This window comes from Amycolatopsis sp. cg5, from assembly GCF_041346955.1.
In the GTDB taxonomy this organism is placed as follows: domain Bacteria; phylum Actinomycetota; class Actinomycetes; order Mycobacteriales; family Pseudonocardiaceae; genus Amycolatopsis.
On the sequence record NZ_CP166849.1, the window covers coordinates 2892768 to 2917966 of the forward strand.

The window sequence follows — 25199 nt, forward strand, 5'->3', positions numbered from 1 at the left end:
AAGATCCCGCGAGCGGACCCTGATTGTGTCCCGTACAGGGGGCCGCGTAGGATATCTGTTAGCGCAGTGGGTTCGCGCTGCCTATCCCTCAGACGTGTTTCGTTGATCGGGTTCGGGCCGCGCACCGTTTGCGGTGATGTTCGCGGTCTTTTCGAGGTCGTTCGCAGTCGCCTATGCCGGTTCCCGCCGTGCCCAACAACTGCACACCCACTAATCCATCCATCACCGGAGCAACCCGCCTAATGACCATCGACACCGCCACTGCCCCGACTTCGTCCGGTACCCCTCAGGTCGCCGTGAACGACATCGGGTCGGAGGAAGACTTCCTCGCCGCCATCGACAAGACGATCAAGTACTTCAACGATGGCGACATCGTCGAAGGCACCATCGTCAAGGTCGATCGCGACGAGGTGCTGCTCGACATCGGCTACAAGACCGAGGGCGTCATCCCCTCGCGCGAACTGTCCATCAAGCACGATGTCGACCCGGCCGAAGTGGTCAAGGTCGGTGACGAGGTGGAAGCCCTCGTTCTCCAGAAGGAGGACAAGGAAGGGCGCCTGATCCTGTCCAAGAAGCGTGCGCAGTACGAGCGCGCCTGGGGCACGATCGAAGAGCTCAAGGAGAAGGACGAGCCCGTCAAGGGCACCGTCATCGAGGTCGTCAAGGGTGGTCTCATCCTGGACATCGGCCTCCGCGGCTTCCTCCCGGCCTCGCTGGTCGAGATGCGCCGTGTCCGCGACCTGCAGCCGTACGTCGGCCGCGAGCTCGAAGCGAAGATCATCGAGCTGGACAAGAACCGCAACAACGTGGTCCTGTCCCGCCGCGCCTACCTGGAGCAGACCCAGTCCGAGGTCCGCAGCGAGTTCCTCAACGCGCTCGCCAAGGGCCAGGTCCGCAAGGGTGTCGTCTCCTCGATCGTCAACTTCGGTGCCTTCGTGGACCTGGGTGGCGTCGATGGCCTGGTGCACGTCTCCGAGCTGTCCTGGAAGCACATCGACCACCCGTCGGAGGTTGTCGAGGTCGGCCAGGAAGTCACCGTCGAGGTTCTCGACGTCGACATGGACCGCGAGCGCGTCTCCCTGTCGCTGAAGGCGACCCAGGAAGACCCGTGGCGTCAGTTCGCCCGCACCCACGCGATCGGCCAGATCGTGCCGGGCAAGGTCACCAAGCTGGTTCCGTTCGGTGCGTTCGTCCGCGTCGAAGAGGGCATCGAGGGCCTGGTCCACATCTCCGAGCTGGCCGAGCGCCACGTCGAGATCCCGGAGCAGGTCGTCCAGGTCAACGGCGACGTCATGGTCAAGGTCATCGACATCGACCTCGAGCGTCGTCGCATCTCGCTGTCGCTGAAGCAGGCGAACGAGGGTGTCACGCCGGACGCCGAGTTCGACCCGACCCAGTACGGCATGGCCGCCGAGTACGACGCCGAGGGCAACTACATCTACCCCGAAGGCTTCGACCCGGACACCCAGGAGTGGCAGGAAGGCTTCGACAAGCAGCGTGAGGAGTGGGAGCGTCAGTACGCCGAGGCCCACACCCGCTACGAGGCCCACATGAAGCAGGTCGTCAAGGCCGCCGAGGCCGACGCGGAGGCCGCTGCCGACGCGGCGACCGGTGTCACCTCCGGCGACGGTGGCGAGCAGTCCTACACCTCGGCCCCGGCCGAGGCGAAGAGCGGCGGCACCCTCGCCTCCGACGAGCAGCTCGCGGCGCTCCGCGAGAAGCTCTCCGGTGGTGCGTGAGCTTCACCGCTAGCTAGCTAGCGAAACGGCCCCGAGTCCAATCGGACTCGGGGCCGTTTTCTGTCGCTGAGGCCCTGGAGGTCGTGAGCGTCGTGGGGGTCGTGAGTGTTTAGACCGGTTAGAACCCAATGCCGGGTAGTTAGGGCGTGGGGTGTGGTGTCAAGACGGTGGTTGTGTAGGTGACTTTTTGTGATGGTGGTGTTCCCGGGCGTTTGGATGGGAATGGTGAGGTGGGTCGTTTCCGTGCTCGGGGGCATTGCCGTGACCTGTGGTGTTGTGGGTTGAGTCTGCGGGTTGCTCGGTGTGTAGCGTGTGTGTGGCGGTGGTCGGGGGTGGCTCCGCGGTGGCTGATGATGCTGTCGGTGATGGTGGTCAGCGCGAGGGTGAAGGACACGCGGTTGATGTCGACGTCGGCGGTGTCGGCGCTGTCCTGGGCGAAGCGCCGTAGCAGTTGGTAGGTGGTCAGGTAGGCGTAGACCTCTTGCTCGATCCCGGTGTGGGTGCGTGAGCGCAGGACCCGTCCGGGGCCTTTTTGCAGCACTTTCCAGGAGTAGAAGGCGCGTTCGATGTCCCAGCGGCGCAGGTAGAGGTCGATCAGGTCCGCGGCGGGTGCGGCGTGGTGGTCGAGGATGGTGGTGATCAGCTGGTAGTGCTCGTGGCGGGTGTTGCCGTCGGCGGTGGTGATGGTGATCATCGCGGTGATCACGCGCACCGGCCGTGGGTCCGGCTGGTGGCGGTAATGCTTGCGGTTCGGGAACCGGGACAGGTAGGAGCCGTCGGGGCATGTCTGGTCGCTAGGCAGGTTGGCGTTGGATGTGGCGCGCCACAACAGGTCCGCTCCGGTCGTGGCCGCGGCGTGCCAGAGCGGCCATGTGTAGAAGTTGCGGTCGCCCAGCAGCAGGACGCCGGGGGTGAGTTTGTCCAGCAACCGTGTGGCGAGGGTGGTTTCCCCGTTCGCGGTGCTGGAGAACACAGCGCCGAGGAACGCGCGGGTGCCGCATTCCACCAGGCCCAGCAGCTGAAGTTTGCGGTAGCCGGACGGGCCGGCTTTCCCGCCCGCGAGCCCGAACAGGCGGGCGTTGTCCTCGGTGTCGGGCACGTCCAGAGTGGTGCCGTCCCAGGCGAGCAGCCGCCAGCCCCGGTACCAGGCCCGAGCGTCGGCGCGGGTGGCGACCGGGCCGCAGGCCCAGTCCCACAACGCTCGCAGCGGCGCCACCCCGAGGCGGGCACGCGCTGCCCGCAGCGCCGCGGCACCCGGCGACCGGACCGCGATGTCCAGTCCCGAGGTCATCGTGTCGGAGCCTGTCACGATTTCTGTGTAAGTCAGAGGTGATTACTTACGTTTTTCAGGTTATCAGAAAGGGAGCCTTCCTGGGAAGAGGCGGGCTAGGGTGTTGAGTGCGACTTTCCAGCCGTGTGTTCCCGTTCCGGATGTTCCGCCGCGTTGACTGGAGATGTTGCGGAGTCCGAGGTAGAGAAGTTTCATGGCTGCGTCTTTGTCGGGGAAGTGTCCGCGGTTCTTGGTGATTTTGCGGAGTTGGAAGTTGATGGATTCGATAGCATTGGTGGTGTAGACGATTTTGCGGAGTTCCGGCGGGTAGTCAAGGAACGGGATGAGGTCATTCCAGGCGTTATGCCACACGTCGATGGCTCCTGGATATTGTTGCCCCCATTTCTTGTCGAATTCGGCCAGGGCGAGTTCGGCGCCTTCGACGGTGGGGGCGCAGTAGATCTCGCGCATCGATGTGGCGATCTTTTTGCGGTCGTTGTAGGACACGAATTTCGAGGCGTTGCGGATGACGTGGACCACGCAGGTCTGCACGACCGTGTCAGGAAAGATCACTTTGATCGCGTCGGGAAGACCGGTCAGGCCGTCGCAGCAGGCGATGAGGATGTCTTTGACGCCACGGTTGCGCAGGTCGGTGACGACCTTCTGCCAGAACTTCGCGGCCTCGGTGTCCTGGATCCAGCAGCCGAGAGCGTGCTTGCGGCCGTCCACGTCGACACCGATGGCCAGGTAGGCGACTTTGGTGGTCACCACGCCGTTGTCTTTGACGCGGATCCGGATTCCATCCACATACAGGATCGGATACACCTCGTCGAGCGGACGTGATTGCCACGCTTTGATCTCGTCGACCACGACATCGGTCACGTTCGATATCAATTCCCGGGAGGCATTCACGCCATAAACTTCCAGCAAATGCGCTTCGATGTCGCGGGTGGTCATGCCCCGGGAGTACAGTGACAGGATCATGTCGTCGATGTTGCCGATCCGACGAGATCGCTTCGGCACGATCGCGGGTTCAAAAGACCCGTTCCGGTCACGCGGAACCTCGATATCGACCGGACCGTTCATCGTCGACACCGTCTTGGTCGACTTCCCATTTCGGGAATTGCCGGAACCGCGACCGGAGGGGTCGCCGGCGTCATAGCCTAAATGGTCGGTCATCTCGGCCTGCAGCGCCCGCTCGAGGACCGCTTTGGTCATTTGATTCAGCAAGCCGTTGACGCCGTCGATCGGCGTTCCGGCCGCTTTGGCGTCCTTCAGCAGCGCGTCGATCGTCTCCGGCGAGAACGTCTCCGCCAGCTGCCGCGCCGCCGCCTCGTCACTGCGACGAGGCGATGTGTTCTGCGTCACTCGGTGTCCCTTCCGACCGCCCACCAGGCCGGTCGATCTTGGTACACCCCCGACCTACACAGTTGGCGTGACACGCCCCCGTCCTTGTCGTGCCCGTAGACCTCGGTGCTCTTGGCATCGATGTCGATGAACGCCAACTGCCCCGCACCGGGCAGCAACGGTGCCTGCTCCGAGAGCCGCACCAGCGCTTCGGCGGCGACCGAGGTGAGCTGGCGGGCATGACCGCCGGTGAACCCCCGCAACCACGACCCGCACGTCGAGGGCGCCCGCACCCGGTCGAACAACCGGCGCATCGCGCCGTGACGGATCACGTCGAGATCGTCGATCGAATCCGCGCCGATCACCATCCCGGCCACGATCGAGAGGGCTTTCGCGTCACTGTTCGCCCCGACCGGGATCCCCAGGTCAACACGGTCTTCGATGAGCTTGCCCAGGCTGATGTTCTCCGCCAGCCTCATCAGCGGCACGATCCCGGCGCACGACACGAGACTCTGCTCGTCGAACCTCACATCGGTCCGGGCGGCGCTATGAGATGATCGCATCCAGCAGATGCCCTCTCTCTTAGTGGACTTTGTTCCGTCGCAAGAACAATCATCCCAAGTCAGAGGGCATCTGCGCGTCTACGACACGATCAACACACCAACAACACCGGTGGATCCAGGCTCAGCGTTACAAGGGTGGCCTTTGTGTGGTTCGGCCGCGCCCATCACCGCCGCGGGGCGGGGAGCGGGACACGACCCTCAACCATGGCCGAGCCTACGCACCGGAGGTGCCCCTCGCCTCCGGTCCTTTGTGGACCGGGGCCGTTTTTCGTGGTCTTACAGGCCGAGGCCGTTCATCATCGCGAGGATGCCCTCGCGGTAGACGGGCTCGTTGGCTTCGGGCGTCGGCTGCAGGAACCAGCCGGGCAGCGGGCCGCGCAGCTGCTGGACGAGTTCGACACTGACCAGGCCGTGCATGGTCGTCCACAGCAGATACGCGAGGCGCACGGCGTCGGCGCCGGGCGGGCAGGCGCGGGCGACGCGGTGGAGAAGGACACTGAACGAGTCACGCAGCACGGTCACGCGCAGTGCCGGGTCGGGGTCGAAATCCGGCACCGGGCGTTCGAACATGAACGCGTAGCGTGCCGGGCTCTCCAACCCGAAGTCCCGATACGCCAGCGCGCAGCTCATCAGGTCCTCGCGCGGGTCGTCCGTCGGCGGCGGAATGGCGTCGAGTGCTTCGGACAGCAGCTCGAACACCCGCTCGTACAGGGCGTCGAGCACGCCGGCCCGGCCACCGAACCTGGTGTAGACGGCGATGGTGGTGGAGCCCGCGAGCTCGGCGACCGCGCGGACGGTCAGTCCGGCAACGCCGTTTTCGACGAGCAGCTTCAGCGCCGCGTCGAGGAATTTTTCGCGGTGGACCTGCTGGGACGGTCTCGCTGTGCCATGTCGGGTCGCCATCTGCCGCATCCCCCTTAGGCGTTGTTGCGACAGAAGATACGATATTGCGGCCGTTAAGGGAACGCGTTTGTCCTGCCAGGTTCACCCTGACTGTCCACAGGCGACACCGCGGTCACGTGGTGGCGGGGATCCAGATGCGCTCGAGCGCGGCTTCGCGAGCCTTGCGGCGCAGCCCGGCGAGGCTGTGCTTGGCAGGCACCATCATGGCGCTGAACCAGGTGCGCCGATACTCCTCCAGCGCCAGTGAAACCGCACGATGCGCGACACAGTGCACCAGCCCCGGCGTGCCCAGCCGGTGCCTCCCGACGTGCTTACTGGATGCCATCCATTCCTCCGTGTGGGCGACCACTCCGCTTCGCACCGTACGCAAAGCGAGTATCCAAGCGTGGAACGCGACCGGCGTGTCACCCATATCAGTTCTGTCACGCCGATCGATGATCTTGCTTAACGGCGACCGCTGTGCAGCGGCGGCCGTGCATTAGGGTCTGACGCATGCTGCGCGTGGGACTCACCGGCGGGATCGGTGCAGGTAAATCGACGGTCGCCGGTCGGCTGGCCGAGCACGGGGCGGTGCTCATCGACTCCGACAAACTGGCCCGTGAGGTGGTCGAACCCGGCACCGAAGGGCTCGCGGAGATCGTCGCGGCGTTCGGTGAAGAGGTGCTTTCGGCGGATGGCAGCCTCAACCGGCCGGCGCTGGCGGCGAAGGCGTTCGCCGACGACGAGTCACGCAAACGGCTTAACGCGATCGTGCACCCGCGTGTCGGCGCGCGCACGGCCGAGCTGATGGCGGGCGCGGCGCCGGACGCGATCGTCGTGCACGACATCCCGCTGCTCGTCGAGAACGGGTTCGCGCCGAACTATCACCTGGTCATCGTGGTCGACGCGCCGGTCGAGACCCGCGTGCGGCGGCTGGTCGAGTCGCGGGGCATGCCGGAGTCCGACGCGCGCGCCCGCATCGCCGCGCAGGCGACGCCGGAGCAGCGCCGCGCGGCGGCCGACGTCTGGCTGGACAACGGCGGCGCGCCCGACATCGTGCTCGCCGAGGTCGACGCGCTCTGGGCCGACCGGCTGGTCCCGTTCGAAGCCAACCTGCGCCTGCACCGCGCGCGCGAGGCCGACTCCCCGAAAACCGTGCCCTACGACGAAACCTGGCCCGCCCAGGCCGCCCGCGCGATCGCCCGATTGAAGCTGGTCGCGGGTGACAAGCTCCTGAAGGCCGAGCACATCGGCCCGACCTCGATACCCGGAAGCCAGGCCACGGACGTACTCGACCTCGAACTGACCCTGTCCACTATGGACGAATGGCTGACGAAAGCGTTTGCGGACGCCGGTTTCCCCCACGTCGAGAACGACACCCACCTCAGCGCCGACCCAGCCCGCCCCATCCGCATCCAGCTCAAAACCCCCTAGGACCGGGATAAAGCGGGCTTTACTCCGCGAGATAAAGCCCGCTTTATCCCCGGGAGTTTAGCGGGCTTTATCCCCGCAGGAGGCCGCGCTCGAAGGCCGTCGCCACGGCCGCCGCGCGGTCCTTGACGCCGAGCTTGGCGTAGGCGTGCAGCAGGTGGGTCTTTACCGTGGCCTCGCTGATGAACAGCTTCTTGGCCGCTTCCTTGTTCGTCGAGCCGCGCGCGATCAGCGCCAGCACCTCGATCTCGCGCTGGCTCAAGGGTTCCTGCGCGGGTGCGCGCATCTGACCCATGATCCGGCTGGCGACGGCGGGGGAGAGCACCGCCTCGCCGCGCGCGGCCGCCCGGACCCCGCGGAAGAGCTCCTCGCGCGGTGAGTCCTTGAGCAGGTAACCGGTCGCGCCCGCCTCGATCGCGGGCAGTACGTCGGAGTCGGTGTCGTAGGTGGTCAGCACCAGTATCCGGGCCGGGTTCTTGCGCTTGGTCAGCTCGCGGATGGCCGACACGCCGTCGTGGCCCGGCATGCGCAGGTCCATCAGCACCACGTCGGGGCGCAGGCTTTCGGCCAGCGTCACGGCCTCCTGGCCGTTCGCGGCCTCGCCCACCACCTCGAAGTCCGGCTCGCCGGTGAAGATGCCGCGCAGGCCGTCGCGGACGATCGGGTGATCGTCGGTGATCAGGATGGTGATGGTCACGACGCTCCTGAGATCGCGGGCACGGTCGCGGACACGGCGGTGCCGCCCCCTGGTTCGGACTCGACGTCCAGTGTCCCCGAAAGCCGCTGTGCGCGTTGCCGCATCCCGGTCAAGCCGTAGCCCCAGGCCACCTCGGCGAAGCCGACGCCGTCGTCACGCACGTCGAGCGTCACCTGATCCTCCATATAGGACAGTGTGACGCCGACGCGCCCGGCGTTCGCGTGCTTCGCGACGTTCGTGAGCGCTTCCTGCGTGATCCGCAGCAGGGTCGCCTCGATCTCCGGATGCAGCGGCCGCGCGGTGCCGGTGATGGTGAACTGAGCCGGGACCGAGGTCCGCTCGGACCACTGGGCCGACACCTGGCCGAGCGCCTCGGGAAGCGTGGCTTCGTTGAGCTGCTGCGGCCGCAGCGCGTGCACCGTCCGCCGGGCTTCGGCGAGGTTCTCCCTGGCGAGCGCGGTCGCGTTGTCGAGGTGACGCTGCCATTCCGCCGAGTTGTCGCGTGCCTGCCTGGCGGCTTCGAGCTGGGTGATGATCCCGGTGAACCCCTGCGCGAGCGTGTCGTGGATTTCCTCGCTGAGCCGCTGGCGTTCGTCGAGCACCCCGGCTTCGCGTGCCTGGCTCAGCAGCTGCCGGTGCAGGCCCGCGTTCTCTTCCTGCGCGGCTTCCAGCTCGTCGTTCGTCTGGCGCAGTTGCTCGTTCTGCTTGGAGATCTTGGCCGAGATGAGCGTGCCGACGCTGACCGCGGCCGTCTGGATCAGGATGATCGGGATCCACAGCGCCGGTTCGTTCGTGAGCGCGACCACGGGCCCGCCCGCGGGCATCGTGTTGATGAGGAACGAGGTCGCGAAGATGCCCGACACGGCCACCGGCAGCGGGCGCAGCCGGAGCGCCTGGAAGAACCCGCTGATCATGAAGATGAGGAACAGCGCCTCGCGAGTGATCAGCGCCGTCGCCAGCACCAGGGTGCCCACGTAGGCCGCCGCGATGAAGAAACCGTTGTCGCGCAGACGTTTCGGCGGCCAGGTGACGGTCAGTGCCAGCCAGAGCACGGTGCCCGCGATGAGCGCGAGGGTGGCCGGCAGCCCCGGCCAGGTGTGCGGGCGGGTGAGACTGACCGCCGTCGCGATGACCAGCAGGATGTAGGGCAGCAGCTGGTCGATGTTGGTGCGCCAAGGCCACCACACATGGGTCACGCGCGCGGGCGGCCACACGTCGTTGATCAAGCCTTCAAGTCCTTGACCAGCGGCCAGATCACCGACCACGGCTGGGTGCGGTCGTTGAGCAGCCACACCGGCATGTTCTGGCTGGAGTTCTTGACGCCCAGGTGGTTGTTGATCCGCAGCACGATGTTCGCGCCCTTGAAGTGCGCGGCCAGCCGCTGCGGCTCGTAGCCGACGAAGAGCACGTTGGTCGCCGTCTCCGGCGGCTGTCCGAAGTACCAGAAACCGCGGCTCGCGCTGTACGCCGGCGGCAGCCCGCGGTCGGGGCCGTACCGGTTGAGCGCACCCGCCTGCCAGTAACCGGTGGTCACGATGGACGTGTGCGCGCGCAGGTCCGGCGGCAGGCTCTGGTACGCCTGGGAAACCGAGTCGGCCATCTGCGGCCAGCCGATCTCCTCGTGCGAGTACGCGGGGCGCAGGGTGCTCTTGTTCTCCGCGATCCAGTGGATCGGCTGCAGTGGCACGACGTACGGCAGCGTGTACAACGCCGAAAGCACGAACACCGGCCACGTCGGGATCCAGCGCCACCACAGCGCCGGGCGGTGCTTGCCGATGTACACCGCGGCGGCCGCCCAGCAGATCGGGTACATGCCGGAGATGTAGTAGTAGCGGCCGTTGGCCACGATGAACACGATCGTCAGGCCGACGACCGTCCAGCCGAGGAACCGGTACGCCCGCTGCTCACGGGTGAACAGCAGCGTCGCGAGCCCGAACACCACCAGGAACGCGCCGATCGCGAGGCCGGCGCCGGTCAGCGCGCCGGGTACGAACCCGGCGCGGCCGCCCCAGCCGCCGTTGACCTCCTTGGAGATCGCCTCGCTCATGCCGAGCTGAGGCCAGTCGTTCGCCGACTGCCACAGCAGCGTCGGCAGGATCGACACCGCCGCGATCGCGCCGCCGATCCACAGCTTCGGCCTGGCGAAGATCTCGCGCGGCCCGAACACGACCACCGCGACGCCCGCGACCACCCAGAACCCGGCGATCAGGAACTTGACGTTCAGCGTCACCGCGGTGGCGACCCCGAGCCAGATCAGCAGGTTGTCGTCGCGGGTCCGGATCCAGCGGACGATCAGCCAGAGGATGACCGTCCACAGGAACGGGTCGATCGTCGAGGTGGCCAGGTAGTGACCGCTGCCGACGAACTGCCCGCAGATCGCGGCCGCGCCACCCGCGAGCAGCTGCGCCTTGCGCTTGCCGCCCATTTCCCGCGCGATCAGCGCGGTGAACACCACGGTGGCCGCGACCGCCAGCACGGCGGGCAGCCGGAACACGACCAGCGACCCCGGTGCGATCGCGTCCATCAACGCCGCCAGCAGCGGCAGCACCGGGGGCTGGTCGGCGTAACCCCAGTCGAGGTGTTTCCCCGCGGCCCAGAAGTACAGCTCGTCCCCGAAGTAGCCATAGCGGCCGGAGACCAGGAGTAGGACCAGTCCTGTCGCGGCTGCCATGAGGAACACCGGCCGCCTGGCGAACTCGGCGGTCTCGGTCTCCTCGGTTTCGGCGGCCGCGGTGGCGGCGGTCATGCAAACTCCCAGCTGTACGTGGTCGAGGACGTCCCCCTGCACCCTACGGGCGCGGCTCATACCACGGCCGGGTGCGTTTACCCGCTGTGGCGGCCGACACAGTCAGAGCCCTAGATTACGGAACGCGGGCCAGACCTCGGACCACGGCCTCGTCCTGCCAGTGGCGAGCCACATCGGCTCATCCTGCGCGCCGCCCGTCCGGCCCAGCGGCCTGACCTCGGCGAAGTACTGCTTGAGCACCTCCTGCGGCTCCCCGATGTAGAGCACGGCGTCGGCCGTGTCCGGCGGGCTGGTGAGCGTCCAGTACCCGCGGCTGCCACTCGACGGCTCGGGCAGCCTGCCGCCGCCGTAGTGGTCGAGCGCTGCGGAGTTCCAGTAGAACCGGGTGACGATCGCGGTGCCGGGCGGCAGTGTCCGGTACGTCGCCGCGACCGAGTCCGTGAACTCCGGCCAGCCGATTTCGGCCGAGGAGAATACCGGCCTCGGCAGGTCCTGGTCCGCCAGCCAGCTCTGCGGCCAGATCGGCAACGCGCCGGGCAGCAGGACCAGCAGGCTCAGCAGGTAGACCGGCCAGGTCGCGAGCCAGCGCCACCACCGCGAGGCACGGCCGCTTTCGAGTTCCACCGCCGCGACCGCCCAGCACAGCGGCAACATCCCGGTGATGTAGTACGGACGCCCGTTGACCGCGAAGAACAGCAGGATGAGTCCCACGGTCGTCCAGCCGAGGAAACGGTAGGCGTGCCACCGGTCCGAGCGCAGCAACCGCCACAGGCCGTAGCCCACCAACAACGCGCCCACCGGAAGCCCGGCGAGCAGGAGCGCCGACGGCAGGTAAAGCAGCCTGCCGCCCCAGATGCTGGCGACCTCCGCGGAGATCGCCTGACCCATTTCGAGCTGCGGCCAGCCGTTGGCCGCCTGCCAGATCAACGTCGGCGCGACCATGACCGCCGCGATTCCGGCGCCTGCCCACAGTTTCGGTCGCTTGAGCAGATCCCGAGGCCCGATGGCCAGTAGTGCGACGACCGCGATCACCCAGAACGCGCCGATGAGGAACTTCGTGTTCAGCGCGAGCCCGGTGACACCGCCCACCCACAGCAACAGGTTGTCGTCCCGCGTCCGGATCCAGCGCACGATCAGCCAGAGGATGACCGTCCACAGGAACGGGTCGATGGTCGACGTGGCCAGGTAGTGCCCGGTGCCGAGCAGTTGCGTGCAGACGGCGAACGCGCCCGCGGTCAGCACCTGCGCCTTCCGCCCGCCGCCCAGCTCACGGGCGATGAGCGCGGCGAACACCACCCCGGCCGCCGTGGCCAGCGTCGCGGGCAGCCGCAGCACGACCGGCGAACCGGTGTCCAGCAGTCGCGCGAGCAACGGAAGCAGCGGCGGCTGGTCGGCATACCCCCAAGCCAGATGCCGACCGGCGGCCAGGAAGTAGAGCTCATCCCCGAAGAACCCATAGCGCCCGGACACGGCGAGCAGCAGCGCCCCCATGGCACCGGCGATCGCGAACACCGGCGCGGTGGCGAGCTTGGCGTCCGCGTGCTCCAGCGTCACTCCCATCGGAAGAACCGAGCCGCGAGCGCGGTGCACACCACGGTGACCACGACCATCGAGACGAGGGGAAGCACGTGCAGCGCATGCCCGGTCCAGGCATCGCGCAGCGACGTCAGCGTCGCACCGAGCGGCAGGATGTCGGCCACGGTCTGCAGCGCGCCGGGCAGCTGATCCTTGGGCACCCACACTCCGCCGAGCGCGAGCATCGGAAAGAACGTGGCATACCCGATGCCCGCCCCGGCCCGCCCGGTCGGCACGACCGCGGCCACCACGAGCCCGATCGAGAACAGCGACGCGCTCCCGAGCAAGACGCTGAGCAGCGCGCTACCCGGATTCAGCGGCATCGCCAGCCCCAACGCGAACCGTCCGACCCCCAGCACGATCACGATCACCGCGACCGCGGCAGCCAAGGTGACCAGCAGCTGAGCGGCCAGCAGCCGGCTCGGCGCGACTGGGCTGGCGGAAAGCCTTTTGAGCACGCCTTTTTCCCGATGCGTCGCCATCGCCATCGGCAGGAACATCAACCCCAGCATCCCCAGCAGCAGCGCGACGGCCATCGGCGCGATCACCGCCGCAAGCGCGGAGCTTCCCCCATATTCGGCGCTGGGCGTGTCGTTCCCCGGCATGATCCCGAAAACGACGAGCAACCCCAGCGGAATCCCGAGAATGCTGATCGGCCCACCCGGGTCCCGCAACAGCAGTTTCGCCTCGGTCGCGGTCAATTTCGCAAGCGCGGACATCTGTTTCCCCCTAGTCCAGTTTCCGGCCGGTGAGCGCCACGAAGGCGTCATCGAGATTCGCGTGCTCAACCCGCAACTCCCCAGCGATCACCTGATGCCGGGCGAGCACGGACGTCACGGCATGCAGAACATTCCCGCTCCCGGTGACGACAAGCACGCCACCCTGCCGCTCCACCTTCCGAACCTCCGGCAGCGCGGCGAACAACTCCTCCGAAACCTCCCGCGACGGCCGGAACCGGATCCGCTGCTCATCATTGACCCCTGCCACCAGCCCACCGGGGGTGTCAACAGCGACAACCCGCCCACCATCGATCACGGCCAGCCGGTCGCAGAGCCGTTCCGCCTCTTCCATGAAGTGCGTGACAAGCAGAATCGTCACCCCGGTATCCCGCACGGCCTCGATGAGATCCCAGGTGTCCCGCCGCGCCTGCGGATCGAGCCCGGTGGTCAGCTCATCCAGCACCGCGATCTGCGGACTCCCCACCAACGCCAGCGCGATGGAGAGCCGTTGCTTCTGCCCACCGGACAGCTTTTTGTAGGCGGTGTCCCGTTTCTCGGCCAACCCGAGCGTGGAGAGCAGCTTCTCCAAGTCGGCGGGCTCCCGATAGAACGACGCGTACAACTCAAGCGCTTCGAACACCCGCAGCCGATCGGGCAGTTGCCCTTCTTGAAGCTGAACCCCGACCCGTTGCCGCAATTCGGCTTTGTCCTGCTGAGGATCCAGCCCCAGCACGGAAATCACGCCCCGGTCCGGCTTCCGCAACCCCTCGACACACTCGACGGTGGTCGTCTTCCCGGCCCCGTTCGGCCCGAGAATCCCAAAGATCTCCCCTCTCTCAACGCTGAACGACACATCCTCGACAGCGACCTTGTCCCCATAACGCTTGTGCAGTCCCCGCACCTCGATGATCGGCACCCCAGGACCCGCTTTCCTTCGCACGCCCCAACTTTCGCGCGAACCACCCACCTCCCGTATCGCCTCCCCAGCCAGATTCGCCCTCCACCACCCGTCGCCTCGTATCAACCGATCGGTTGACCCACGCCTCCACCACATCCCCTCCACCCACGCCCCCACACCCACCCAGACGCCACGCGTACCTGGATGGTCGGCACGCGTACTTGGATGGACGACACGCGTACCTAGCCGGACGACACGCGTACCTAGCCGGACGACACGCGTACCTAGCCGGACGACACGCGTACCTGGCCAGACGACACGCGTACCTGGGCGGTCGGCACGCGTGCCTGACGAGTCGGCGTGCGGGCGAGCCCTTCACCTGCATGCCGGTCGGCCGGGATAAAGCCCGCTTTACTCCGGCGCTCGGTGCTCGGGAGGTCCGGCTAGGCCTGCCGGGGGTCGTGAGTGTTGCCGACGGTTCTATTGAGGGGAAAGGCAAAGGTGGCCGCGCCGGTAGCCGGCTTCCGCCGCGCAAGTGGGTCCACGGAGAGGTCCAGCCTGGCCTTTTGTCCGCTTTAGGCTTGTTTGGCCATATTCTTGGGCTGAGTAGGTCGTTCCGGATGACGTGAACGCCTCGTTCGCGACGTTGTGCGTTGCGAACGAGGCGTTCACGTCATCAGTCGGTGTGTACTGGTGGGTTGTGCGGGGTTTTCGGCCACTGAGCGGCCGAAAACCCCGCACAACGGCCCTTCGCCCGGCGGGAAGCGGGCTGACGATGCGGTGTTTGAGCCGTCAGATGGCCCAAATGCCACATCGTGGAAGCGTCGACCACGCCATGTTTGACTTTCCGCCCAATAACCGTCCGCATCACTCACGACCCCGGGCGGGCGGGCGGGGTTAGGGGGCGCCGAACCAGGTGTGGAGGGCGTGCTTCAGGGGCTCGGGTCCCTCTACCCAGCAGATGTAGCCGTCGGGGCGGACGAGGACTCCGGGGCCGTAGGCGGAGGGGAGCGTTGAGATGTCGGGGGCCACGGTCAGCCGGGGTTCCCAGTGCCGGGCCAGGTCGCGGTTGCGGGGGTCGTCGCTGAGCAGGAGTCCTTGTCCCGCAGGGAGACACAGGCCGCGGAAGCGGGTGCCGAGCAGGTGGTGGGGTGGCCCGGTCATCGGGTAGCGGATGTCCAAACCGGACACCATGTTCGCCAGGTAGTGGTTGGTGTCGGGCAACACGGCCAGGTTCGCGAAGAGGGTGCGCGCGCCCGTGTTTTCGGGTTGGGCGAGGAGGCTGTGGGTCCGGGTGGTTTCGAGGACGCGGGCGGCGATCGGGTGCCGCTCGGACTCGTAGGTGTCGAGTAGGCCGACCGGGCCGTGGCCCTTGAGGTCGGCCGCGAGCTTCCAGCCGAGGTTCATCGCGTCCTGGATGCCGAGGTTCAGGCCTTGGCCGCCGACCGGGAAATGGATGTGCGCGGCGTCTCCGGCCAGCAGGACCCGGCCTGCCCGATAGCGCTCGGCCTGCCGGGCGGCGTCGGTGAACCGGGATCTCCAGCGGACCTCCGCAACCTCGAGCGAGCCGTAGAACCGGCGCAGGCCCGCCTTGAACTCCTCGTCGGTGATCGGCGCGGTGCGGTCGGGGAGCGGGCTGGTGAGGTCGCCGAAGACGAGCCGGTACAGCCCCGGTTTGCCCAGCGGGATCATGCCGCCGAAGCCCTTTTCGCCTTCAGTGCGCTTGGGCAGGACATCGCGCATCGAGCTCCAGTCCGCGCGGACGCCCGGCTCGCCGGTGGCGAGCACGACGTCGGCGACGACGCCCCAGCCGTGCCCGTCGGTGCCGGGGAAGCCGATGCCCGCCAGCTTGCGGACCGTGCTGCGGCCGCCATCGCAGCCGACCAGGTACCGGCCGCGGATGACCTCGCCGTTCACGGTGACCGACACGCCGTCCTCGTCCTGGTTGAGCGCGGTGAGCTCCTGGCCGAAGCGCACCTTCACGCCCAGCTCGGCGAGCCGCGCTTCGAGGATCAGCTCGGTTTCGGCCTGCGGGATGACCAGCTGATACGGGTGGTCGGTGTCCAGTTCGGTGTAACTGAGTGTCTGCCCGAAGAAATGGCCGTCCCGCACCTTGGCCTGCGCACTGTCGAGCACCGGCTCGAGCAGGCCGCGCAGCGCGAAGGCCTCCACCGTGCGGGGTTGCAGGTTCAACGCGCGTGACTGCCCGCTCCGCTCCGGCGCGCGGTCCACCACCACTACTTCGACGCCTGCCAGCGTCAGTTCGGTCGCCAGCATCAAGCCTGCGGGGCCGGCGCCCGCCACGATCACATCCGTGCCCATGACTGCTCCTTAACGTTGTTAAATTCGATGATGCACTTAATGGTGTTAAGGTGTCAAGCATGGGTTTGACGAGGCAGGATCTGGCCAGGGCCGGACTGAAGTTGCTGAACGAGGTGGGCCTGAACGGCCTCACCCTGCGCCTGATCGGCCAGGAGCTGGGCGTCAAGGCGCCCGCGCTCTACTGGCACATGAAGAACAAGCAGGAACTGCTCGACGAGATGGCCACCCAGATGTACCGCGACTACACCGCGGACCGGCCGGTGCGGATGGAGAACGGGGACTGGGAGGAGTTCCTGCGCACCCGGTCCTATGTGCTGCGTCAGATGATGCTCGACTACCGCGACGGCGCGAAGGTCTTCTCCGGCACGTTCTTCACCGAGGAGCAGCTGCCGAACGCGACGCCGGTCCAGCAGTTCGTCGAAGCCGGTTTCGACGCGGGCAAAGCGGAGCGAGCGCTGTTCACGCTGTACAGCTATGTCATCGGGTTCACGATCGAGGAGCAGGCGATGTACCCGATGCCCGGTGAACGAGACGAGCGCTATCCGCCGATGGACACGGACGCGCGGTTCGAGGACGGGCTCGGCATCCTGCTCACCGGGATCAGGTCATTCCTCAGTGACGGCGCCAGCTGAGTTCCATAGTGGACAGCCAGCGGCCCAGCTCGTAACCGTTGGCGGCCAGGCCATCGACGGCGGCGTAGGTCGTCCTGAGCGCGTGCTCCGCTTCGCCGTCGGTGATCAGGCCGAGCTTCGAGGCGGCGATCAGCTCGTCGGTGTCGATGACGTCGAGCCGCTGCTTCTCCTTCAGCACCAGGTCGATGTAGAGGTCCTTGACCTGCCAGACGTCGCCGTCGACCGCCACGGTCACCACGTCGAGGTAGAAGTCCTGGTCGCGCTCGTGGCCGGGGTTGAACCAGAAGTCGTTGACCCGCAACGACAGTCCGGGCAGGATCCACGATTCCAGGTAGTGGAACTGCGGACGCCCCGGCACCGGCCTGGCCATGTACAAACCGGACTCGGTCAGCCGGTACTGCTCGACCTCGCGGACTATCCCCTTCGGATCGACGTTGGTCGCGGCGGCGATGTCGAAGGTCTCGAGCTTCGGCGGATGCATGCGCTCATTTTGCTACGAACGTGACCTTTTCCGGCGCTGACACGGATAAAGTGCGCGGAGATCTTCACGAGGGGACCACGCGCATGTTCGGGATCATCAGACCCTGCCGTCACCGGCTGTCCGCCAACCTGCACTCGGATTGGCTCGCGCATCTCTGCGGGCTCTGCCTCGCGCTGCGCGACGAGCACGGCCAGCTCGCCAGGGTCGTCACCAACTACGACGGGCTGGTGATCTCGGCGCTCGTCGAGGCGCAGACCGTGCGGCTCGACCGGCGCCGCCAGGCGGGGCCGTGCCCGCTGCGGGCCATGCGCTCCACCTCGGTGGCGAAGGGGTCCGGCGCACAGCTGGCCGCGGCGGTCTCGCTGGTGCTGGCGTCGGCGAAGGTCGGTGACCACGTCGAGGACCGTGACGGGATGTTCCGCCGCGCCACGATCGCCAAGGCGGGCAGGCGCGTCGCGAAGCGGTGGGCCGAGCAAGGCACCCGCACGGGCTCGCGCATCGGGTTCGACACCGCCGTGCTGACCGAGGCGGTCGACCGCCAGTACGAGGTCGAACAAGCCGTCCACCTGGGCGATTCGGCGTTGCTGGCCACCGAGCCGACCGAGCTGGCGACGGCAGCGGCTTTCGCGCAGACCGCGGTGCTCGCCGGCAGGCCCGGCAACGTCGCGCCGCTGACCGAGGCGGGCAAGCTGTTCGGTCGCGCCGCGCACCTGATCGACGCGGTGCAGGACCTCAAGGAAGACAAGGAAGCGGGCGCGTGGAATCCGTTGCTGGTCACGGGCACGGACCTGGCCGAGGCGCGACGCCTGTGCGACGACGCCGTGCTCGGCGTCCGGCTCGCGCTGAAGGAAGCCGAGTTCGAGGACCAGGCGCTGGTACACGCCTTGCTGGTGCACGAGCTGAAGCACGCGGTCCAGAACGCGTTCGGTGACGTGCACGGCCACCAGGCTCCCGTCGACCCGAACTCACCGAAGAAGCCGACTCGCGGTCCTGAGCGCGGGCTGCTCGCCGGGTGCGGCGTCGCGACGGCGTTGTTCTGCAGCTGTCAGTATTGCTGCGCATCGGAGTTTCACGACCCGTGGACGGGCCAGCCTCGCGAGGGTGCCTGCCACAAGTGCGACTGCTGTGACAGCTGTGACTGTGGTTGTGACTCCTGTTGTGACTGTGATTGCTGTTGCGATGGGTGCGACTGTTCCTGCTGAAGGAGAGCGATGAGCGACGAGACCGAGAAGCTGCATCGGCGTGGCCGGGCCAACTTCGCGGAGCTGGTCGAGGGCGGTGAACAGCGGCTCGACGCGTTGTTCCAGACGATCCCCGCGCTCGGTGAGCTCGCCGTCGGCACGGTCTACGGTCACCTCCACGAGCGTCCGGGGCTCGACCCGCGGATCCGTGAGGCCGCGACGCTGGCCGCGATCGTCGCGGCGGGTATGACCGGGCCGCCGCTGAGCGTGCACCTCAAGACCGGGCTCGCTTCGGGCTTGGCGCCGGGCGAGGTCACCGAGGTGGTGCTGCAGACTGCCGCCTTCGCCGGGTTCCCACGGGCTGTTTCGGCCGCTGACCAGCTGAATCGCCTGTTCGCGGACGCCGGCCTGACGTCGCCGCCCGCGCGCACGCCGCGCGAGGTCGTGCTGGCGTACTGCGTCGCGCCGCCCGAGGACGCCGAGCCGGACGTGCTGGCGTTGCTCACGGAGGTCAGCAGGGTTTCGGCGACCGCGACCGGGCCGGATCGAGTACTGGTCGAGTGCTTCGGCGACGACTCGCTCGACGGTGTCCTCGTGTTCCGGGTCGAGGGCGAAAACGTGGTAGAAGTGGGCGTCTACCGGCAGGCGGACTGAAACTGTCGGTGGGCCGTCGTAGTCTGGTTTCGTGGCTTTCGCAACCGAACACCCCGTACTGGCCCAGTCCGAGCACCGGCCCGTCTCCGAGATCCCGCGCGAGGACGGCCGGTTCAAGGTCGTGAGCGACTACCAGCCCGCGGGCGACCAGCCCGCGGCCATCGACGAGCTCGAACGGCGCGTCAAAGCAGGCGAGAAGGACGTCGTGCTGCTCGGCGCCACCGGTACGGGCAAGTCGGCCACCACGGCCTGGCTGGTCGAGCGGCTGCAGCGGCCGACGCTGGTGATGGCGCCGAACAAGACGCTGGCCGCCCAGCTGGCGAACGAGCTGCGGGAGCTGTTCCCGAACAACGCGGTCGAGTACTTCGTCAGTTACTACGACTACTACCAGCCCGAGGCGTACATCGCGCAGACGGACACGTACATCGAGAAGGACTCGTCGATCAACGACGACGTCGAGCGGCTGCGGCACTCCGCGACGATGAACCTGCTGTCCCGGCGCGACGTCATCGTGGTCGCGAGTGTCTCGTGCATCTACGGTCTCGGCACGCCGCAGTCCTATCTGGACAGGTCGAGCAGGCTCTCGATCGGCGCGCAGGTGGACCGGGACGTGTTCCTGCGCGCGCTGGTGGACATCCAGTACACGCGCAACGACATCGCGTTCGCGCGCGGCACGTTCCGCGCGCGCGGTGACACGGTCGAGATCATCCCGGCGTACGAGGAGCTGGCGATCCGGGTCGAGTTCTTCGGCGACGAGATCGAGAAGCTGTACTACCTGCACCCGCTGACCGGCGACATCGTCAAGGAGGTCGACGAGGTCCGGATCTTCCCGGCGACGCACTACGTCGCGGGCCCGGAGCGGATGGAGAAGGCCATCCGCGGCATCGAGGCCGAGCTGGAGGAAAGGCTGGCCACGCTGGAGAAGCAGGGCAAGCTGCTGGAGGCGCAGCGGCTGCGCATGCGCACCGCGTACGACATCGAGATGATGCGCCAGGTCGGCTTCTGTTCGGGCATCGAGAACTACTCGCGGCACATCGACGGCCGCGGTGCCGGCACCGCGCCCGCCACCCTGATCGACTACTTCCCCGAAGACTTCCTGCTGGTCATCGACGAGTCGCACCAGACGGTGCCGCAGATCGGCGCCATGTTCGAGGGCGACATGTCCCGCAAGCGGAACCTGGTCGACTTCGGCTTCCGGCTGCCGAGCGCGATGGACAACCGGCCGCTGACCTGGGAGGAGTTCTCAGACCGGATCGGCCAGACGGTGTACCTGTCGGCCACGCCGGGGCCGTACGAGATGGGCCAGGCGGGCGGCGAGTTCGTCGAGCAGGTCATCCGGCCGACCGGCCTGGTCGACCCCAAGGTGGTCGTGAAGCCGACCGAGGGGCAGATCGACGATCTGGTCCACGAGATTCGCGAGCGCGCGGAGCGCGACGAGCGCGTCTTGGTCACCACGCTGACCAAGAAGATGTCGGAGGATCTCACCGACTACCTGCTGGAGCTGGGTATCCGGGTGCGCTACCTGCACTCGGAGGTCGACACGCTGCGCCGCGTCGAGCTGCTGCGGCAGCTGCGGGCGGGCGACTTCGACGTGCTCATCGGCATCAACCTGCTGCGTGAGGGTCTCGACCTGCCCGAGGTGTCGCTGGTCGCGATCCTCGACGCGGACAAGGAAGGCTTCCTGCGCAGCGGCACCTCGCTGATCCAGACGATCGGCCGTGCCGCCCGTAACGTGTCCGGCGAGGTGCACATGTACGCCGACAAGATCACCGACTCGATGGCGCACGCCATCGACGAGACGGATCGGCGCCGCGCCAAGCAGGTCGCGTACAACACCGAGCGCGGCGTCGACCCGCAGCCGCTGCGCAAGAAGATCGCCGACATTCTCGACCGCGTGTACCTCGAGGCCGAGGACACCGAGACGGTCGCCGTCGGCGGTTCGGGCCGGAACACCTCCCGCGGCAAGAAGCCGGAGCAGGGTGACCGCGTCCGCAGCTCGGGCATGCTCGTCGACAAGGACGTGGCAGGCATGCCGCGCGCCGAACTCGCCGACCTCATCCAGCAGATGACCGACCAGATGATGCAGGCCGCGCGCGACCTGCAGTTCGAGCTGGCGGCCCGCCTGCGCGACGAAGTCTCCGACCTGAAGAAGGAACTGCGCGGCATGGACGCCGCAGGCCTCAAGTAACCCCAAGCCCGCAGGGGTCGTGAGTGGTACGGCCGGTTCTAACCCAATGCCGGGTAGTTAGGGCTGGGGTGGTGGTGTCAAGGTTGTGATGGGCGCGGCTCCTGGTAGAAGAGAAATCGACCAAGATCCGCTCTTCGCCAGGAGCCGCTGTGCCCGATTCTGCCATGCCCGACACCGTGTCCGCGTTCGCACCTGGGCATCTGGGTGCGTTGACCGATTACGTTCCGCCGCAGGTCATCGATGAGATTCTTGCCCAGACCCGCCGAACCCAGCGGCGGGTGCGGTTGCTGCCCGCCCGTGTGGTGGTGTATTTCGTGCTGGCGCTGACGTTGTTTCCCGGCCGGGGATACGGCGGAGTGTTCGACACGATGACCTCGGGACTGGACATCGCGGTCCGGTCGCCGGGTGCCGCGGCGCTGCGGGCAGCGCGTGCCCGCCTCGGGGTGGCGCCGCTGCGAGCGTTGTGGGACTGGGCCTGCGGCCCGGTCGCCACCCGCGCCGACGCTCGGGCCTGGTACCGGGGCTGGCGGCTGCTCGCCTGGGACGGCACCACTCTGGACGTGCCCGACACCGAGGACAACGCCCGCCTGTTCGGGCTCGCGGGCGGGAAAGCCGGCCCGTCCGGCTACCGCAAACTTCAGCTGCTGGGCCTGGTGGAATGCGGCACCCGCGCGTTCCTCGGCGCTGTGTTCTCCAGCACCGCGAACGGGGAAACCACCCTCGCCACACGGTTGCTGGACAAACTCACCCCCGGCGTCCTGCTGCTGGGCGACCGCAACTTCTACACATGGCCGCTCTGGCACGCCGCGGCCACGACCGGAGCGGACCTGTTGTGGCGCGCCACATCCAACGCCAACCTGCCTAGCGACCAGACATGCCCCGACGGCTCCTACCTGTCCCGGTTCCCGAACCGCAAGCATTACCGCCACCAGCCGGACCCACGGCCGGTGCGCGTGATCACCGCGATGATCACCATCACCACCGCCGACGGCAACACCCGCCACGAGCACTACCAGCTGATCACCACCATCCTCGACCACCACGCCGCACCCGCCGCGGACCTGATCGACCTCTACCTGCGCCGCTGGGACATCGAACGCGCCTTCTACTCCTGGAAAGTGCTGCAAAAAGGCCCCGGACGGGTCCTGCGCTCACGCACCCACACCGGGATCGAGCAAGAGGTCTACGCCTACCTGACCACCTACCAACTGCTACGGCGCTTCGCCCAGGACAGCGCCGACACCGCCGACGTCGACATCAACCGCGTGTCCTTCACCCTCGCGCTGACCACCATCACCGACAGCATCATCAGCCACCGCGGAGCCACCCCCGACCACCGCCACACACACGCTACACACCGAGCAACCCGCAGACTCAACCCACAACACCACAGGTCACGGCAATGCCCCCGAGCACGGAAACGACCCACCTCACCATTCCCATCCAAACGCCCGGGAACACCACCATCACAAAAAGTCACCTACACAACCACCGTCTTGACACCACACCCCACGCCCTAACTACCCGGCATTGGGTTCTAACCGGCGAAAACACTCACGACCCCAGTCCTAGCGCACCCCGAGCGCTCGGCACGCGTACCCAAGGAGTCGGCACCCGTGCCTGCAGGGTCGGCACGCGTACCCAAGGAGTCGGGACTCGTACCCCAAGGTTCAACGCTCCGCCGAGCGCTCGGCACGCGTGCCGACCCTTCGGGTACGCGTGCCGACTGCTCGGGTACGTGTGGCGACTGCTCGGGTACGTGTGGCGACTGCTCGGGTACGTGTGGCGACTGCTCGGGTACGTGTGGCGACTGCTCGGGTACGTGTGGCGACCCTCTGGGTACGCGAGCCGACCGTCTGGGTACGCGAGCCGACCGCTCCGGTACGTGTGGCGACCGTTCGGGCGGGGAAGGTCGGGCAGGGTTCGGGTGGTCGTGAGTGGTACGGCCGGTTAGAACCGGCCGGAGCACTCACGACCCTGGCGGGGTGGGTCAGGCGTCGGCGGGTGGGTCGGGCTGGAGGATGCCGAAGATGTTGCCGTCGGGGTCCTTGTAGTAGGCGAGGTGGCCGACGGTGGGCATGTACTGCTTGGGCAGCGCGACCGTGCCGCCCGAGGCTTCGGCCGTGGCGATGACGGCGTCGAGGTCGTCGACGGCGATGGTGTTGACCATGCCGTGGACGGGGGCGTCGGCGGCCGGTGGCGGGCCTTGGCGCGGGACGAGGCCGCCGTTGATGCCGTTGCCCTCGCCGGTGTCGATGACCCAGTACGGCACGTCACCCCAGCGTTCGAACTTCCAGCCGAAGACCGCGGTGTAGAACTCGACGGCCCGCTCGGGGTCGGTCGCGTGGATTTCGAAGTGGACGGGGCGAGGCATGCTCGGCTCCTTTCAAGCTCAGGCGCCGAGCAGCCTACGCCGCATGGGACACAGCCGCGAAGGTCAGAGGCGGGGCTTCTGAACCAGCATCGGGTCCGCGTCGAAATCGGGGAAACCGGCGGGCGGCAAAGCCTGGGTCAGCGCGCCCGAGGCCGGTGGGAGACCGGCCCAGCGGCGGACCATGGCGGTCGCGTCGGCCGCCTGGGCGGCGGGGAGCTGCGCGATCTTGGCGCCGTGGTTGCCGCCGGGGACCGTGTACACGGCCGTGTCGCGGTGGAGTGACGGGCTGAACCGCTCGGCGCCCCAAGGGTCGTTCTCGCCGTAGATGTACAGCAGCCGGTCGCCCTGGGTGCGGACCCAGAAGTCGATGTCCGGCATGGCGAAGTGGTCGAACGGCGGCATCTTGATCGACTTCGGCACGAAGGTCGACGAGACGTTCTTGCCCGGGTAGCGGATCAGGTCCTGCAGGTAGCCGTCGTACGACTCAGGGCTGCCGAGCTGCACGGAAGCCTGGTAGTAGTACGGCACGTAGCCTTCGAGCGCCTGGTCGGCGTAGGTGATCAGGCTTTCCACGCGGTCGTACCAGTCGTAGATCACCTCGGCGGGGGAGCCCGCCGCCGGGACCGTCGCGCAGTCGGCTTGCTTTTGGTACTGCCAGAACGCCCAGTACGAGTCGATGACCGTCAACTCGAGCGCGATGTCGATCGAGCCGACCGTGGTGAAGGTGTACTTCTTCTCCGCCGCCTCGCGGGCGGCGAGCGCGCCGAACTCGTCGCGGCGCTTGAGTACGTCGCGCTGGACGGCCTTCAGCGCCGCGCGGCACGCGGGGTCGTCGCCGACGCGGGCGAGGAACCTGTTGTACGAGTCGTGCTCGTTGATCACGTCGTTCGGTGCGACGTAAGGAACCGTGGCGTCGACGTCGTGGGGGAAGAAGCGGCGGTAGTACGTCGCCGTCATGCCGCCCTTGCTGGCGCCGGTCGCCAGCCATTTGCCGGGGTAGATGGCCTTCAACGCCTGGACGGCGCGGTGCTCGTCGGCCGCCGCCTGCCAGATCGTGAGCTGCTTGGACCAGTTCGGCTTGGTCGGGCGTGACGGTGAGAAGTAGCGGTACTCCATGGAAAGCTGGTTCCCGTTGACGATCTGGGTCACCTCGGACCGCGACGGGCTCGTGCTCACGTTGTAGCCCGAGGTGTACGCGACGGTCGGCGCGGCGACGTCGCGGTGCAGCAGCGTGTACCGCTGCTCGAAGGTGCCGGCGCGCGGGTCGCGGTGGTCGGCGGGCTGCGTGAAGGTCAGCTGGAAGAACCGGAAACCGGCGGGTGCGGGATTCTCCGACACGACGGTCAGACCCGGGATGTGCTTGAGTGCCTCGGCGATGTCACCCGGCGCCTGCGCGGCGGTCGCCACCGGCGCGAGGGTGAGCGCTGCCGCCAGTGCGGCGAACAGCGTCGTGAGTTTCTTGACCACCATCACTCCTTTGCCAGATCACCCGATCGTGGG

The 25199-nt window shown here is 67.4% G+C and carries 21 protein-coding genes and 1 pseudogene; 7 read left to right on the forward strand and 15 right to left on the reverse strand.

Annotated features, from left to right (window positions below; translation table 11 throughout):
• The first annotated feature begins 242 nt into the window (after positions 1–242).
• Complete coding sequence (gene rpsA, locus AB5J62_RS13265) at positions 243–1739, forward strand: 30S ribosomal protein S1 (protein ID WP_091298500.1); 1497 nt, start codon at positions 243–245, stop codon at positions 1737–1739.
• Between the two features lie 139 nt (positions 1740–1878).
• Here the strand turns inward: rpsA and AB5J62_RS13270 are convergent, their stop codons facing one another.
• The 5 genes from AB5J62_RS13270 to AB5J62_RS13290 form a co-directional block, all read right to left on the reverse strand.
• Positions 1879–3048, reverse strand: coding sequence for an IS4 family transposase (locus tag AB5J62_RS13270; RefSeq protein ID WP_370948509.1), 1170 nt, complete (start codon positions 3046–3048; stop codon positions 1879–1881).
• Between the two features lie 45 nt (positions 3049–3093).
• Positions 3094–4326 (reverse strand): IS256 family transposase, encoded by a 1233-nt coding sequence (locus AB5J62_RS13275; protein ID WP_370950159.1) that lies wholly within the window; start codon positions 4324–4326, stop codon positions 3094–3096.
• Positions 4327–4373: 47 nt separating this feature from the next.
• On the reverse strand, positions 4374–4919 hold the full coding sequence (locus AB5J62_RS13280; protein WP_370948510.1) for a hypothetical protein: 546 nt from the start codon (positions 4917–4919) through the stop codon (positions 4374–4376).
• A 276-nt stretch (positions 4920–5195) separates the two neighbouring features.
• Complete coding sequence (locus tag AB5J62_RS13285; protein ID WP_370948511.1) at positions 5196–5822, reverse strand: TetR/AcrR family transcriptional regulator; 627 nt, start codon at positions 5820–5822, stop codon at positions 5196–5198.
• Positions 5823–5934: 112 nt separating this feature from the next.
• Complete coding sequence (locus tag AB5J62_RS13290; RefSeq protein WP_370948512.1) at positions 5935–6147, reverse strand: hypothetical protein; 213 nt, start codon at positions 6145–6147, stop codon at positions 5935–5937.
• A gap of 167 nt (positions 6148–6314) precedes the next feature.
• Here AB5J62_RS13290 and coaE point away from each other — a divergent pair.
• A pseudogene (gene coaE / locus AB5J62_RS13295) lies at positions 6315–7229 on the forward strand (dephospho-CoA kinase); the annotation flags it as partial.
• 73 nt (positions 7230–7302) lie between these two features.
• Here coaE and AB5J62_RS13300 read toward each other — a convergent pair.
• The 7 genes from AB5J62_RS13300 to AB5J62_RS13330 form a co-directional block, all read right to left on the reverse strand.
• Positions 7303–7929, reverse strand: a complete 627-nt coding sequence (locus AB5J62_RS13300) for a response regulator (RefSeq protein WP_370948513.1) — start codon at positions 7927–7929, stop codon at positions 7303–7305.
• Positions 7926–9155, reverse strand: a complete 1230-nt coding sequence (locus tag AB5J62_RS13305) for a sensor histidine kinase (protein WP_370948514.1) — start codon at positions 9153–9155, stop codon at positions 7926–7928. Before AB5J62_RS13305 ends, AB5J62_RS13300 begins: the two co-directional genes overlap by 4 nt.
• Positions 9152–10675 (reverse strand): ArnT family glycosyltransferase, encoded by a 1524-nt coding sequence (locus AB5J62_RS13310; protein WP_370948515.1) that lies wholly within the window; start codon positions 10673–10675, stop codon positions 9152–9154. Before AB5J62_RS13310 ends, AB5J62_RS13305 begins: the two co-directional genes overlap by 4 nt.
• A 102-nt stretch (positions 10676–10777) precedes the next feature.
• On the reverse strand, positions 10778–12235 hold the full coding sequence (locus tag AB5J62_RS13315; RefSeq protein WP_370948516.1) for an ArnT family glycosyltransferase: 1458 nt from the start codon (positions 12233–12235) through the stop codon (positions 10778–10780).
• Positions 12226–12969, reverse strand: coding sequence for an ABC transporter permease (locus AB5J62_RS13320; RefSeq protein ID WP_370948517.1), 744 nt, complete (start codon positions 12967–12969; stop codon positions 12226–12228). Before AB5J62_RS13320 ends, AB5J62_RS13315 begins: the two co-directional genes overlap by 10 nt.
• 10 nt (positions 12970–12979) lie before the next feature.
• Positions 12980–13885, reverse strand: a complete 906-nt coding sequence (locus tag AB5J62_RS13325) for an ABC transporter ATP-binding protein (RefSeq protein WP_370948518.1) — start codon at positions 13883–13885, stop codon at positions 12980–12982.
• Between the two features lie 879 nt (positions 13886–14764).
• A complete protein-coding gene (locus AB5J62_RS13330; protein WP_370948519.1) occupies positions 14765–16189 on the reverse strand; it encodes an FAD-dependent monooxygenase in 1425 nt (474 codons plus the stop codon).
• Positions 16190–16248: 59 nt separating this feature from the next.
• Here AB5J62_RS13330 and AB5J62_RS13335 point away from each other — a divergent pair, with 59 nt between their 5' ends.
• Complete coding sequence (locus tag AB5J62_RS13335; RefSeq protein ID WP_370948520.1) at positions 16249–16821, forward strand: TetR/AcrR family transcriptional regulator C-terminal domain-containing protein; 573 nt, start codon at positions 16249–16251, stop codon at positions 16819–16821.
• On the opposite strand, the gene AB5J62_RS13340 is transcribed toward AB5J62_RS13335, so the two are convergent.
• Entirely contained in the window at positions 16802–17302 is a 501-nt protein-coding gene (locus AB5J62_RS13340) for a DUF402 domain-containing protein (RefSeq protein ID WP_370948521.1), read from the reverse strand. The genes AB5J62_RS13335 and AB5J62_RS13340 overlap by 20 nt on opposite strands.
• Positions 17303–17385: 83 nt before the next feature.
• Between AB5J62_RS13340 and AB5J62_RS13345 the strand changes: the two genes are divergently transcribed.
• From AB5J62_RS13345 to AB5J62_RS13360, 4 genes are all read left to right on the forward strand, one after another.
• A complete protein-coding gene (locus tag AB5J62_RS13345) occupies positions 17386–18504 on the forward strand; it encodes a DUF5685 family protein (RefSeq protein ID WP_370948522.1) in 1119 nt (372 codons plus the stop codon).
• 9 nt (positions 18505–18513) lie between these two features.
• Positions 18514–19137, forward strand: coding sequence for a carboxymuconolactone decarboxylase family protein (locus AB5J62_RS13350; protein ID WP_370948523.1), 624 nt, complete (start codon positions 18514–18516; stop codon positions 19135–19137).
• Between the two features lie 31 nt (positions 19138–19168).
• Positions 19169–21325, forward strand: coding sequence for an excinuclease ABC subunit UvrB (gene uvrB / locus AB5J62_RS13355; protein ID WP_370948524.1), 2157 nt, complete (start codon positions 19169–19171; stop codon positions 21323–21325).
• A gap of 149 nt (positions 21326–21474) precedes the next feature.
• Complete coding sequence (locus AB5J62_RS13360; protein WP_370948525.1) at positions 21475–22845, forward strand: IS4 family transposase; 1371 nt, start codon at positions 21475–21477, stop codon at positions 22843–22845.
• A 470-nt stretch (positions 22846–23315) separates the two neighbouring features.
• Here AB5J62_RS13360 and AB5J62_RS13365 read toward each other — a convergent pair whose 3' ends face one another.
• Both AB5J62_RS13365 and AB5J62_RS13370 read right to left on the reverse strand, forming a co-directional pair.
• Positions 23316–23699: a VOC family protein gene (locus tag AB5J62_RS13365; RefSeq protein WP_370948526.1), complete on the reverse strand. Its 384-nt coding sequence runs from the start codon at positions 23697–23699 to the stop codon at positions 23316–23318.
• Between the two features lie 63 nt (positions 23700–23762).
• The gene (locus AB5J62_RS13370) at positions 23763–25169 is read right to left on the reverse strand and encodes a S28 family serine protease (protein ID WP_370948527.1); all 1407 of its coding nucleotides are present in this window, start codon (positions 25167–25169) and stop codon (positions 23763–23765) included.
• Positions 25170–25199 lie beyond the last annotated feature (30 nt).